The organism is Chitinophaga sp. W3I9, from assembly GCF_050434025.1.
Taxonomy (GTDB): Bacteria; Bacteroidota; Bacteroidia; order Chitinophagales; family Chitinophagaceae; genus Chitinophaga.
Genome location: NZ_JBNPWC010000001.1, coordinates 192,616 through 206,952 on the forward strand (window position 1 = coordinate 192,616; position 14,337 = coordinate 206,952).

The window sequence follows — 14,337 nt, forward strand, 5'->3', positions numbered from 1 at the left end:
CAATGGCTTTTTTATGTACATCATTATTTCAGGAACTTCCCGGTATAACTTTCTTTTACTTTCTTCAGTCCTTCCGGCACGCCGGCATACAGCAGGTTACCGCCACCAGCACCACCTTCAGGCCCAAGATCTATTACCCAGTCGGCACTCCTGATCACATCAAGGTTATGTTCAATCACCAGTACCGTATGTCCCTGTTCGATGAGGGCATTAAAGGAGTCCAGTAATTTTTTAATATCATGAAAATGCAGACCGGTAGTAGGCTCATCGAAAATAAACATGATATGCCCCTGTGCCTTTCCCTTACCCAGGAAGGAAGCCAGCTTTACACGCTGTGCCTCGCCGCCGCTCAGGGTATCACTGCTTTGTCCGAGTTTTACGTATCCTAATCCCACACTGCTCAACGGGCGTATTTTGTTGCACACATCTTTTTCATCCTTGAAAAAGTCGAGTGCCTCGTCTACGCCCATATCCAGTACTTCGTAAATATTCTTCCCTTTATAGGTCACTTCAAGTACTTCGTCTTTAAAGCGTTTACCACCGCAGCTTTCACAGGTAAGATGTACATCTGCCAGGAACTGCATTTCCACAATCACTTCCCCTTCGCCTTTGCATGCGTCGCAGCGGCCGCCATCTACGTTAAAGGAGAAATGTTTTGGCTGGAAGCCGCGCATCTTGCTCAGCGGCTGTTTGGCGTACAAATCCCTGATCTCATCATACGCTTTGATGTAAGTTACCGGGTTGGAACGCGACGATTTACCAATTGGATTCTGATCAATCATTTCCACCTGTGTAACATCATCCAGTGCCCCTTTGAGCGCTTTGTGATTGCCTACCCTTTCTGCAAATTCGCCTTTCAGCTTCATCAGCGCAGGATACAGGATCTGCTTAACCAGCGTGGTTTTACCCGATCCGCTCACGCCACTGATCACTGTTAGTACCTGTAACGGAAAATCAACTGTGATGTCTTTCAGGTTATGCTGACGGGCGCCTTCAATGGTAATCGCTTTTTTCCATTTGCGTACTTTCGCCGGCGGATCAATGGTAAACTGACCGCTGAGGTATTTACCGGTGAGGCTTTTACTATCTTTTAAGATCTGCGGATAAGTACCTTCAAAAATAACTTCACCACCCAAATGACTGGCCAGTGGCCCCATATCGATGATATAATCGGCTTCCTCCATCATCTGCTCATCATGTTCCACTACCACTACCGTATTACCGAGATCGCGCAATTCTTTCAATACGGCAATCAAGCGGTGTGTATCCCTTGCATGCAATCCTATGCTCGGCTCATCAAGAATATACATGGAATTGGTGAGGTTACTTCCCAGTGTGCGGGTAAGCTGAATGCGCTGACTTTCGCCACCACTGAGGGTATTGGCCACCCGGTTCAGGGTAAGGTATCCCAAACCTACATCCAGTAGGGTTTTAATCCGGTGGTTAATTTCAAGCAGGATACGTTTCCCGATCTGTTGTTCAAACTCATTGAGTTGCAGGTTATCAAACCATTCTTTCAGGTTGGATACCGGCATATCTACCAGTTCGGCGATACTGCGGTCGCCTACTTTTATATAAAGCGCTTCTTTGCGTAACCGTCCGCCACCGCAATCCGGGCACACGGTGCGTCCGCGGTAGCGAGCCTGTAACACGCGGTATTGTACCTTATATAGGTTCTGTTCCACCATTTTAAAGAACTCGTTGAGTCCATAAAAATGTTCGTTACCGGTCCAGAGTAATTTCACCTGTTCATCGGTGAGTTCCGCGATGGGCTTATGCACCGGGAAACCAAATTTCCGCGCAGTTTTGATCAGCGCTTCTTTGTATTCTCCCATCTTTTCTCCGCGCCACGGGGCTACAGCGCCTTCAAATACGCTTAACCGTTTATCGGGGATCACGAGGTCGGCATCAATGCCCAGCACCTGTCCGAATCCTTCACAGGTAGGACATGCACCGTACGGATTGTTGAAAGAGAAGAGGTTGGGAACCGGTTCTTCAAACTGAATACCATCCAGTTCAAAGCGGTTCGCGAAATGCTGCATCTCTTTACCATCAATTTCCACGTAGCAATCGCCTTCACTTTCATAAAAAGCGGTTTGCACGCTATCGGCTATACGATGTTTATCATCTTCCTCAAAATCCTTTGCTACCAAACGATCTATGAGCACCCAGGCGTCGGCGGGAACAGTGATTTTTTTCTGTTCCAGCAGTTCCTCTATGCGTACCAACCCGGTGCCTTCACTACCGGGCATATATAAACGGGAGAAGCCTTTCTGCACCAGTATGTTCAGTTCTTCTTTCACCTCTCTTTTGGCATGCCTGCGGAAGGGAGCGAGCAGTAACACTTTTGTGCCATTTTTCAGTTTAGTGATATAATCTACCACATCACTTACTTCATGTTTTTTTACCAGTTTTCCGGAGATGGGGGAATAGGTTTTACCCACTCTTCCATACAACAGCCGCAGATAGTCATATATTTCCGTCATCGACCCTACAGTGGAGCGGGGCGTGCGTGTAATTACTTTCTGCTCAATTGCGATCGCGGGACAAATTCCCTTAATGTAATCTACATCCGGTTTGTTCATCCGCATCAGGAACTGGCGGGCATAAGAACTTAAGCTTTCGGCATACCTGCGCTGTCCTTCCGCGTACAGGGTATCCATGGTGAGGGAGGATTTCCCGGAACCGGACACACCGGTAACAACTACCAGTTTACTGCGGGGAATGGAGACGCTTACATTCTTAAGATTATGTACCCTGGCTCCTTTTATGAAAATCTGGTCCTGTGGGCTAACTTCCTGAGGATCAATTATGCTTGTTTGTTTCTTTACTTTTGTTGCCATGACAGAACAAATTTAAGGGAAAAGATGTTAGCTCGGTCGCTTGCTTTTTACACGCGTCTGCAATACGCTAAAAGCTAATACCTAAGCCCGGAAAGCTATTTTTATTATTTGTTTTATTGAACTAATCTTCTATATTTGCATAGGACCAGATCTATCTCGCTGGATATTCCAAAAATCATCATTAACTAAAAACTGTTCGTATCGCCTAAACTCTACTTAATTAAAACAACCAAACTGGCTGTAAAGTCTGTAATTTATTTACTAACCCGCCTAGTTGTAGAAGTTTATGCAAGTAATGTACAAATTGTGCGATGAGCAGTTGATTACCCTCTTTAAAAAAGGGCATTCTTCCGCATTAGAAGAGTTGGTTCACCGTCATAAAGATAAGGTGTTCACCTCTATCCTGTTACTGGTTAAAGATTCATTCCTTGCGGAAGATATTTTCCAGGACACTTTCATTAAGATTATTGACACCATCAGAGCTGAACGTTATACTGAAAAGGGAAAGTTTTTACCCTGGGCAATGCGTATTGCGCATAACCTGTGTGTGGATCATTTCCGGAAGATCAAGCGTACGCCAATGATCAGGACCGGAGATGACAAAGACATCTTTGATGTACTGGGCTTCAGCGACAGCTGTGCGGAGGAGAAGTTGATTACCCGTCAGAGTCACGACCGCGTTCGCAGAATGCTGGACATGCTGCCGGAAGAGCAGCGGGAAGTGATTATCCTGCGACACTATGCAGAATTAAGTTTTAAAGAAATTGCTGATCTCACGCAAGTGAGTATCAATACCGCACTGGGTCGGATGCGTTATGGTCTGATCAATCTCCGGAAAATGATGACGGAGAAGCAAATCTGTCTATGAGGAACCCTTTTTTTTGCTTGCCAGCAACGAGCGGCCGGATGTAATGTCCGACCGCTCGCTATTTTAGGGGGGTGCGGATTTTGTCTTTCTCGCTGATTACGCTGATTATACTGATTAGTTTGATTTTTACTTTTGGATTTTATAAAGGATTAAGGGAGATAGAAGCGGATATATTCGCTTTTATCTCCCTTAATCATATCAATTTTTAAGAAAATCAGAAAAAAATCCAAAAGTAAAAATCAAACTAATCAGTATAATCAGCGTAATCAGCGAGAAAGACAACATCCGCGTTAAACGCGTTCGAACACCATTGCCGCGCCCTGTCCTACTCCCACGCACATGGTGGCCAAACCATATTTGGCGCCGCTTCTCCGTTTCATTTCATGCAGCAGGGTGGCTGTGATACGTGCACCACTGCATCCCAGCGGGTGGCCAATGGCAATGGCGCCGCCATTTACATTTACGATGTCGGGATTCAATGCCAGGTCACGCATGCAGGCGAGCGACTGGGCAGCAAAGGCTTCGTTCAGTTCTGCCAGGTGCAGCTGGGCAGCTGTGATACCGGCACGCTGCAAAGCCTTTCTGGAGGCCGGCACCGGGCCTATCCCCATAATGGAAGGATCCACGCCGGCTACCGCCATACTTTTTATTTGGGCCAGCGGCTGAAGATTAAATTGCTTCAACGCTTTCTCAGATACAATTAATACTGCTGCGGCTCCATCATTGATGCCGGAAGAATTACCGGCGGTAACCGAGCCGCCTTTTGCAAATGCAGGGCGTAATCCTGAAAGCTTTTCCAGCGTAGTATCGCGGGGATGTTCATCTTTTGAAAAAATAACCTGCTCTTCTTTATTAGGCGTGATGGGCACTGCGATAATTTCATCCTGCCATTTGCCGGCATCCAGGGCTTGCCTGTAAAGGGTTTGACTCCGTAAGGCAAAAAGATCCTGCTCCTCCCGGCCAATATTCCATTGGTTCGCCACATTTTCCGCAGTTTCTCCCATAGAAAAAGGATAGTACATATCAGCCAGTTTTTTATTGGTAAAACGCCAGCCGATGGTGGAGTCATACATCTCTGTTTTGCGGCTGAAAGCACCATCCGATTTACTCATTACAAAAGGCGCGCGCGTCATGCTTTCCACGCCGCCGGCCAGGTATACATCTCCTTCACCACACACATCACTGCACGGGCGGCATCCATGATGGCCTGCATACCGGAAGCGCATAAACGATTCACCGTATTGCCGGCAACCGTTACCGGCAAACCAGCCAGCAACGCAGCCATACGCGCCACATTCCGGTTATCTTCCCCGGCTTGGTTGGCAGCGCCGGCAATTACATCTTCTATTACAGCAGGATCGAGAGAAGGATTTCTTTCCATCAGCGCCTTCAATAGATGAGCCAGCAGGTCATCCGGGCGGACAGTACTCAATGCGCCCCCGTAACGGCCTATCGGCGTACGCACCGCATCTACAATGTATGCAACTTGCATGTGGTTGTTTTGGTTTATATGCAAATAAAACACATCCCGCCAACTCAACCAATAAAACATCATCCCCCTTTTGTACAGAAATTCACAAAAACCGCCAGATATAACCCTATTCCCGCCTTCCAGTAATTGTCGCTTGACTCATCACCCTGCCGGGCCTAGTTTTGCCGCTGTCATTAATTCTATCAAAAAATAACCCCAAAAATGAAACACCTTAGTAGCGTGGTGTGGCTGGCAGCCTGTATGCTCAGCACTACACCTGTAATTGTGAAAGCCCAACAACCCGCGGGCGAAAATGAGACAAACCTCTCCGAACTTTTGTACAGACCGATTAAACCCACTGCCAAAATCATGGAAGGCACGGAACCTTCCCGGCAGGTAGCAACTCCCCGTGGCGCCGTAAACGTGAGAAATCTACGCGCCGCCCCTAAGTGGAACCTGGTTACCAATAACACGGCACAACAAATCAATATCGACAACCTCCAGTTGCTGCCGGAAAAAGTGATTACTGTTAAGAAAGTGAATGCACCTCTGTATTGCACGCCTCCAACAGTAACCATCGGCTGCTGCAGCTATTCCATCAAAGACGAAGTAGCCAATAAAAACCTGATGTATGCCTCTCCTGCAGCAGTGTTCAGCAACGAAACCGATGCCCGCACTTTTGCCAGCAGCCTGTCGCCAAAAGTTCCGTTCTTCCTGCCGTATACCAACAGCAAAGTATACCCGGCCGGCGCATGGAAATATGATAACGGCAGCGGTCACGGCTCTGTAGACTTCCTTAAAACCAGCGACGCCTACGGCGCCGGCATCGATCCTACTTTTGGCGTATATGCTTCCGCCTCCGGAAAAGTGGTGACCGCCATGTGGGATCCCTTCTTCGGCAACGTGGTGATCATTGAACACAAAGCGGCAGACGGAACATCTTACCGCACCGGTTACTTCCATCTCCGTGGCGGCTTTGATCATGATGTGGCCAATGCGAAAGTTATTAAAGTGAATGACCCCAATGATAAAGATGCCCGCGATACCAAGTATAAAAAATTTGCCAACCTGCCCAACCCGTCGCAGTTACTATGGGGTACCAACGCCCAAAAGCTGAAGGTAAAAGCAGGAGATAATGTATACGCCGGCCAGCAAATTGCCTGGGCGGGCAATACAGGCTTTGGTGGCGCCGGCTGGGGACTTAACCAGGATGGTACCCCTACCAATCCCAATACCGGCAACAACCACCTTCATTTTATGCTGTGGGTGAAAAGCCCGGGTACCGGCGCCGACTGGATGGAAGTAGACCCTTATGGCGTGTATGCTACCTCAGAAAGCAGCAACAGCTCCTGCTATGAAATAGGCGCCAACGGCGGATTCAACCGCTTCTTTGCACCTTTCTATCCTTCTTTTCATAATGTACCAGTGCAGTATATTACCCAATACTGGGGCTATTATACCGGCATGGGCATGGCGCTGCAAACCCTGAGCGTACATAAATCCGGTAACCAGTACCTGGCATCCGGCTCTTTCCAGCAGGGACTTCCCGGCGCCTGGTATTGCCGCATTAACATGAACAGCACCCAGTACCAGCAATACTTCGACGAGTATTACGGAAAAGGATATATTCCCCGCCAGATCTCCGTTACCAACGATAATGCTGGTAATCCGCTGTTTACCGCCATCTGGCAGAAAAGAGGCAATGAAAACTTCGCCGCCGTACACAATGCTACAGACGAAGTATATGCCGCCAAATGGAAAACATACGTAGAACAGCAGAAAATGCGCGTAACCGAACACGTAGTATACTACGCAGGCGGTAAACGCTACCATGCAGGGGTATTTGGCAGCAGCAACCCCGGAGGATTTTACATGTATTATGGCATGAATACCACCGACTTCACCAAGAAGTTCGAGGAATTAAATAAAGCAGGTCTGATGACCGTAAACGTAAACATCGAGGAAAACGGGAGCCAGAATAACGTAGGTGGGCTCTGGTGGCCGAAAAGCAAGGCGTACTATTCTTACATGAATATGACCCCATCCGACTACCAGGCTAAATTCACCGACCTCTCTGCACAGGGATACCGCCTGTTCAGGGTACAGGGATATGACAATTCCTCCCATTTTGCCGCTATCTGGATGAAATAAGCCGAATACATCATATATAAACTGAATGCCACAGCTGGAAACGGCTGTGGCATTCAGTTTTAAGGGACATTCTGTCAGTACGCCAATATTACGTATCTTTGCAGTTACTTTCCGACTGCCGTAAGGCAGCCAACTGTTCAATTAATGATAATGAAGTCTGACAATAAAAATATCCGGCATTTAAGTTTACCGGCTTTACAGGAATATTTCGGGTCAATAGGCGAAAAGCCTTTCCGTGCAAAACAGGTATACGAGTGGCTTTGGCTGCGGCATGCCGATAGTTTTGAAGCGATGACCAACCTCTCCAAAGAATTACGACAAAAATTAACGGAGCATTTTTCCCTTCCTGCTGTAAAGGTAGACGCCGTACAGCAAAGCAATGATGGTACCATAAAGAGCCGTTTCCGCCTACATGATAATCACCTGGTAGAAGGCGTGCTGATTCCGACAGACAGCCGCCAAACCGCTTGTGTGTCCTCACAGGTAGGCTGCAGCCTGAGCTGTAAGTTTTGTGCTACCGGTTATATGGAGCGCAAACGTAACCTCGACTACGATGAAATTTATGATGAAGTGGCGCTGCTTAATAAACAGGCCCTGGAATCATCCGGCAAAAAGCTGAGCAACATTGTATTCATGGGCATGGGCGAACCCCTGCTCAACTACAAGAACGTATTACAGGCCATCGAACGCATTACTTCCCCCGACGGCCTGGGCATGTCGCCAAAACGTATTACTGTTTCAACTGCCGGCGTGGCTAAAATGATCCGCCAGCTGGGCGACGATAAAGTACGTTTTAACCTGGCATTGTCTTTACACGCCGCCAACGATAAGAAACGCAGCGAAATTATGCCTATCAACGATTCCAACAACCTGAAGGAACTGATAGACGCGCTGAATTACTTCTACAAGGCTACTGAGAACGAAATTTCTTTCGAATATATCCTCTTCAAAGATTTTAACGACTCAAAAGAAGATGCTGATGAGCTGATTAAAATATACAGGCAGGTCCCTGCTGATCTGGTAAACATCATCGAATACAACCCGATTGATATGGCCCGGTTCCAGAAACCGGACGCCAAAAAAGCAGAAGAGTTCATGGAATATCTTGCCAAAAACCGGGTGAATGCAAGGTTGCGTCGCAGCCGTGGTAAAGATATTGATGCTGCATGCGGACAACTCGCCAATAAAGGCTGATTCTATAATAATATATCTACTGGTCATGTACGCATGATCATCAATCAATAATAATTTATGAAGAAAAAACAACCTGCTAAAAAAGGGTTTGGTCCATCAAGGGATAACAAATTTGGTAAAAGCGACAAACCAGCAGGCAACCGCAATCGCTCCTCCGCTGATGGCGAAAGGCCAGGAAGAGCATCTGCAAAAGATAACCGCAGCGCTGACGACAGTTCCTCATCCCGCAAGCCCCGCTTTGGTGGCGAAAGCGCTGGTGACGAAAAACCTGCTTTCCGCAAACGTACGTTCGACAGCAACGGCAGACCTGCCCGTAAAAAAGGCCCGGCTACCGATAGCTTTGGAAATGATAAACCTCAACGCGGCAAACGCAGCACCGGCAGCAGCGAAGAGAAACCTCCGTTCAAACGCAGCTTCGGCGAAAAAGGCGAAGAAAAACGCTCCTTCGGCAGAAGTGATGATAAACGTTCCTTTGGTAAAAGCGACGATAAACGTTCGTTTGGAAAAAGTGACGACAAGCGTTCTTTCGGTAAAAGCGACGACAAACGTTCCTTTGGCCGCGATGAGAAACCAGGCGCACGCAAACGTTTCGACAAAGACGAAAAGCCTTTCCACAAACGCAGCAACGACAACGACTTTAAAGACCGGAAAGATAAACCAGATGGCGATCGCGCTTTCAGCGCTTTCAGAAGAGACGGAGAACGCCCGGAACGCGTACGCAGCTTCGATAAAGAAGAAGGCAGTGAAAGAGCTCCCCGCAAACGTACTTACGGTGCAGGAGCAGCTAAGAAAACTGACGACAGCAGCGCTTTTCATTTCCACGGAGAAAAGAAAAAAGGTGGAAAAGAAACTCCCAGTGGCTTCAACCGCAAGAAATTCTTTGATAAAACCAACGAACGCTTCGCCGATAAACAAGATAAAAAAAAAGGCACAAAAGTAAGAGGCGCTAACGACCACGAACATACGAACGAAGGCAAAGAAAGCATATTTGGCCCCGGTGAAATGCCGCTGAACAAATTTGTGGCCCATTGTGGTCTTTGCTCCCGCAGAAAAGCAGTAGACCTGATCAAGGAAGGCAAGGTAACGGTGAATGGCAAAGTGGTTACAGAACCCGCTACCAAAGTAACCAGCAGCGATGTGGTAACTATGCAGGATAAAAAAATTACCCCGACTAAAAACCTGGTGTACATTCTCCTGAATAAACCCAAAGGCTACATTACCACTACCGATGATCCGGAAGGCCGCAAAACTGTAATGGACCTGATCCAGGACGCTACAGAAAATGAAAGGGTATATCCCGTAGGACGCCTCGACCGCAATACTTCCGGTTTATTGCTGCTCACCAATGATGGTGAACTGGCGCAACGCCTGGCGCATCCTAAACACAATATCAAAAAGATTTACCAGGTAGAACTGGATAAACCATTGACTAAAACCGACTTCGAGCAAATCATTGCAGGCGTAACCCTGGAAGATGGCGTAGCACTGGTAGATGCACTGGGTTATGTAGATCCGAAAGATAAAAAGCAAGTAGGCATCGAAATTCACAGTGGTAAAAACCGTATTGTCCGCCGTATCTTTGAACACCTGGAGTATACAGTGGAAAAGCTGGACCGTGTAATGTATGCCGGTCTAACCAAAAAAACACTGAACCGTGGCCAGTGGCGCTTCCTCAATGAGAAAGAAGTAATCCTGCTGAAACACTTTAAAAAATAACTGCCGAATTACGGAATGCGATTATCTGAACATATTATACTAGAAACGCCTGATTTTGTTGTAGTAAACAAGCCTTCAGGAATGCTTACGCTGCCCGACCGTCATGATAATGAGCTAACCTCCCTGATAGCGATCATGAAAAAGGCTTACGGCGAAATATTCACGGTACACCGGCTCGACCGCGAAACCAGTGGCATTATCCTGTTTGCCCGCAACGAAGCAGCGCATAAATATTTCTCGCAGCTTTTTGAAAGCCGGGATGTAAAAAAGTTTTACCTCGGACTGGTGAGCGGCCAGCCGATGCCTAAGCAGGGAAATGTGAGCGAAGGAATCATGGAGCATCCGGTACAGAAGGGAAAGATGGTTACTAACCGTAAAGGGAAACCATCTTCTACAGATTATGAAGTGCTGGAGGAATTTGGTCTTTACAGCCTGGTGAGGATGCAGATCCATACCGGCCGTACCCACCAGATCAGGGTGCACATGAAGTACCTGGGGCATCCCATTGCGGTAGATGAATTTTATGGCAGCGCACAACCGGTGCTGTTATCTTCTATCAAGAAAAAATTCAAATTAGGCAAGCACACGGAAGAAGAGCGGCCATTACTCAGCAGGCTTGCCCTGCATGCGTCCATGCTGATCTTCAAAGATCCTTCCGGTAAAGAATATACAATAGAGGCGCCGCTGCCCAAAGACATGAGCGCCCTGCTCACGCAACTGCGGAAACACCGTGGTAAGCAGCCAGCAGGCGAAGAATAAAAAAGAAAGGGACGTGTAATGTACACGGCCCTTTCTTTTTATATTTTATTTTACCAGCTCTCCGGCCTTACCCAGATTAGCTGCTATTGTATTCCCGTTTTCAAGATAGATCTTACCATCCCTGTAAACAGCCGGGCATGTTTTCCCATCCCTGAAATAATTTCCCGGAACGGGAATATCTCCTTCCCTTCCCAGCTTGACCGGTGCTTTAAACCTGTCAATAATCCATTCACCGGTTGAAGGGCGGAATACAGCCATTTCTGCCCTGCCATCGCCATCATAATCACCGGGAACGGGGATATCACCCGGCACATGTTTTACCTGCAACGGGATATTTCCCAAACTTGTTTGCCACAATGAATTGTCTGCACGAAATATGCCTACATCCAGCATACCATCTCCATCATAGTCTGCCGGAACGGGAATCCCGTTTTTATGTCCGAACCGGATACTGTCCATGCCATCAAAATACCAGGTAAGCGTAGATGGACGATACACTGCCGCCTCTGCAAAACCATCGCCGTCATAATCTCCGCACACCGGGATATCACCCGGCTGACCAAGCGCAACTACTTCCCCGCCCTGCATATAAAACTTACCTTCTGAAGGCCGGAATACTGCAAGCTCCGTTTTGCCGTCCCCGTTATAATCAGCTGGTGCTGGAATATCTCCCGCCTTGCCAAACTCAATATCTTTCTGTCCTGCTATCTTCCATAAGCCACCGGAAAAGAAGGCGATATCCGTAAGCTGGTCATTGTCATAATCGTGGTAGCGGGCTACCGTGGTATGATGCAACCAGGGAAGTGTAAACTCACTATCCGCATCCTTTTCCTCTTCGCCGGTATAAGGCGAAAATGTGCGGACACTGATCAGGTCTTTTGATTTCGAAAACTTCATCAAACGCATTAATCCATGACCACCACCTGGCCGGCTTTGGTAGTCCGATAAAAACGACCGGATAACATTCCCTGCGTAACCATCCTGGCGATACCCTTCGCCGTTATCCCCCACATGTCCTGATAAGGTTAACATCACGTTGGGATAACTTTTTAACCGGTCGAACATACGTTGGGCTTGTTTTGAAAACTTCGGGAATCCCTTCCTGTTGGTACCTGGCGTCTTATTAAAATGAAGGATAGAATGACTCACCAATATCGCCTTCCTGCCGCTGTATTTTTCGAGTACCTGGCTGGCCCACCTGTTCATTCCTTCAATATCTTCCCCATAAGAATCGTACTCTATAAAGATGCTGATAAATGGAATGCCGCCGGCTTCAAAAAGATCATAGTGACTGTCGTTGTTATCGCCATAGTGACCACCATACCATTTTTTATCTTTAAAATGCCCGATGCCGAAATACTTATTGTACTGATCTGTTTTACCGCTTAGCGGATACTGACTTTTCGTTTGATCATGATTTCCTACGGCCATGCCATACGGAATCCCTTGCGGATAACCGGGTTGCGGTTTTTCCAGCACATACATGGATGCAGCTGCATTTACCCATTGTTTCGGAAACTTTTCACCGTCGTCAGATATATCTCCCAGGTGAATCACATATTTGATGTTTTCCTTTGCTGCATTTTTTACGATCCATTCTGTTTGTGCAGTAAACATTTCTTTCTTCCCACCGTTCTTCTCCGCGGTGTAATACTGGGTATCAGGGAGTATGGCAATTGAAAACTCGTCTTCCTCTTTTTGTTGTGTATTGCTAAAGCTACTGGTAGTTAACAGTAGCAGTATACAAAAGCCTCTTTTCATCATCATAATATGCTGGTTTGAAAACTATTAAAAATACCCGGGGTTCTGGATGATCTTTGGATTGAGCCCGACCTCGTTTTGTGGTATCGGGAACAGCAGGTGATGCTGATCGATCACGTATGCATCTGATGAAAGATAGGGAAGTTGTTCCCTTATTTTTACGCCAAAGGTGTTGATCACAGATATTGCCTTACCACTTCTGAGCAGGTCTGTCCAGCGATGGTTTTCAAATGCCAGTTCCACCCTGCGTTCGTGAAAAATAGCGGCACGCAGCTGAGTTGGATCTGTATTCGTGTAGTCGGCCAGTCCCGCTCTTCTCCTTACTTTGTTCAGTGGCGCCAGTGCGTCGGACGATTTACCCTGTTCATTTAAGGCCTCTGCCAGTAACAATAATGCGTCGGAAAAACGATAAATTGGGAAGTCGTCACCAGATCCGGTAGGTGATTCCAACGGAGCATGCAAATACTTTTTTATGTAGGGAACACCAATTTTCCCCGTTGCAGGCACGTAATTGATGATGCTTTTGGCAGCTGAATAATTGAAATACCTGCTGGCATCGTAAGTCCCTTCTGCAATACCGATAGATGCATCCAGGCGTTTGTCGCCGGATTCAAAATCATTGATCAGATCATCGCTGGGCGTATTCCATCCACCTGTGCCCGTATTGTCAATAGAGATACCTGTTAACAGTTTGGTATCCTTACTTCTTGGTAAAAAATTAAAAGGCAGCACATTAGGCGTAGCTCCTGTTAGTGTACCGCCGAGAAACTGGATTTCAAAAACAGATTCCTTACCATTCTTATTGGCTGGCATAAATGCATCTGCATAGTTGGCGTTAAGGTCATAACCCATAGCCAGCATACTGTTTAACAGCTTCTCCGCGTCCGACCATTTTTTCTGTAAGGCATACACTTCCGCAAGCAACAGGGTAGCCGAACCTTTTGTAGCCTCTCCTGTTTGCGGAAACTTTGAAGGCGGCGCCAACTCGGCGATAGCGTCCTGTGCATCAGCAATGATCTGGGCATATACTTCTGCTTCAGTTGAGCGGGCCTTAAATGCGTCTTCCGCCGTGGTTACTTCTTTTATAAACAGTGGAACTCCACCATATAACCGTACGAGTTTAAAATAATTCAGGGCCCTTAAAAATTTGGCCTGTCCATCCAGGGTGGCCTTTACTTCGTCTTTAAGATCACTGCCTTTTAGTCTTTCAATAATGATATTACAACGGGAGATTCCGGTGTAACTATGCTGCCAGGTGGCGGCAACATAAGCGTTGGTAGAAGTATTGGTAAAATCGGAGATGTTTTCACGTTCCACGATGGAAGTACCCCTGTTACCAGGTATAGCCTGGTAAATGGTATTATCCGAGTGCATCTCTGAAGTAAAGTAATCATTCACAAGCACATCTCTGAGCGGCGCATAAGCAGCCACTACGGCCGATCTGAACTGTTGTTCTGTTTTATAAAATACGCCGTCGGTATACGTATCTTCCGGCGCCCGTTCAATAAAGTCCTTGGTGCAGGATGTTGTTGCTGCACACAAAAGGGCAATCACTGCATATAGCTTTTTCATAT

At 47.1% G+C, this 14,337-nt stretch carries 10 protein-coding genes; 5 read left to right on the forward strand and 5 right to left on the reverse strand.

What is annotated here, in order from left to right; translation table 11 throughout:
- Positions 1-23: 23 nt before the first annotated feature.
- The gene (gene uvrA / locus QFZ51_RS00845) at positions 24-2,843 is read right to left on the reverse strand and encodes an excinuclease ABC subunit UvrA (RefSeq protein ID WP_429042231.1); all 2,820 of its coding nucleotides are present in this window, start codon (positions 2,841-2,843) and stop codon (positions 24-26) included.
- 286 nt (positions 2,844-3,129) lie between these two features.
- Between uvrA and QFZ51_RS00850 the strand changes: the two genes are divergently transcribed.
- Entirely contained in the window at positions 3,130-3,711 is a 582-nt protein-coding gene (locus QFZ51_RS00850; RefSeq protein ID WP_235015960.1) for an RNA polymerase sigma factor, read from the forward strand.
- Positions 3,712-4,001: 290 nt separating this feature from the next.
- Here QFZ51_RS00850 and QFZ51_RS00855 read toward each other — a convergent pair whose 3' ends face one another.
- Together QFZ51_RS00855 and QFZ51_RS00860 are read right to left on the reverse strand one after the other, a co-directional pair.
- Complete coding sequence (locus QFZ51_RS00855) at positions 4,002-4,937, reverse strand: thiolase family protein (RefSeq protein WP_429042234.1); 936 nt, start codon at positions 4,935-4,937, stop codon at positions 4,002-4,004.
- Positions 4,841-5,203 (reverse strand): hypothetical protein, encoded by a 363-nt coding sequence (locus QFZ51_RS00860; RefSeq protein WP_429042236.1) that lies wholly within the window; start codon positions 5,201-5,203, stop codon positions 4,841-4,843. Before QFZ51_RS00860 ends, QFZ51_RS00855 begins: the two co-directional genes overlap by 97 nt.
- A gap of 201 nt (positions 5,204-5,404) precedes the next feature.
- On the opposite strand from QFZ51_RS00860, the gene QFZ51_RS00865 reads away from it, so the two are divergent.
- The 4 genes from QFZ51_RS00865 to QFZ51_RS00880 all read left to right on the forward strand — a co-directional run bounded on the left by QFZ51_RS00865 (position 5,405) and on the right by QFZ51_RS00880 (position 11,002).
- Positions 5,405-7,333 (forward strand): hypothetical protein, encoded by a 1,929-nt coding sequence (locus QFZ51_RS00865; protein ID WP_429042239.1) that lies wholly within the window; start codon positions 5,405-5,407, stop codon positions 7,331-7,333.
- Between the two features lie 150 nt (positions 7,334-7,483).
- Positions 7,484-8,527, forward strand: a complete 1,044-nt coding sequence (gene rlmN / locus QFZ51_RS00870; RefSeq protein WP_370908440.1) for a 23S rRNA (adenine(2503)-C(2))-methyltransferase RlmN — start codon at positions 7,484-7,486, stop codon at positions 8,525-8,527.
- Between the two features lie 57 nt (positions 8,528-8,584).
- On the forward strand, positions 8,585-10,243 hold the full coding sequence (locus QFZ51_RS00875; RefSeq protein WP_429042242.1) for a pseudouridine synthase: 1,659 nt from the start codon (positions 8,585-8,587) through the stop codon (positions 10,241-10,243).
- 15 nt (positions 10,244-10,258) lie between these two features.
- The gene (locus QFZ51_RS00880; protein WP_370908442.1) at positions 10,259-11,002 is read left to right on the forward strand and encodes an RluA family pseudouridine synthase; all 744 of its coding nucleotides are present in this window, start codon (positions 10,259-10,261) and stop codon (positions 11,000-11,002) included.
- Positions 11,003-11,047: 45 nt separating this feature from the next.
- Here QFZ51_RS00880 and QFZ51_RS00885 read toward each other — a convergent pair whose 3' ends face one another.
- Positions 11,048-12,769, reverse strand: a complete 1,722-nt coding sequence (locus QFZ51_RS00885) for a metallophosphoesterase (protein WP_429042244.1) — start codon at positions 12,767-12,769, stop codon at positions 11,048-11,050.
- A gap of 21 nt (positions 12,770-12,790) precedes the next feature.
- Positions 12,791-14,335: a RagB/SusD family nutrient uptake outer membrane protein gene (locus QFZ51_RS00890; protein WP_429042247.1), complete on the reverse strand. Its 1,545-nt coding sequence runs from the start codon at positions 14,333-14,335 to the stop codon at positions 12,791-12,793.
- Positions 14,336-14,337: the final 2 nt, after the last annotated feature.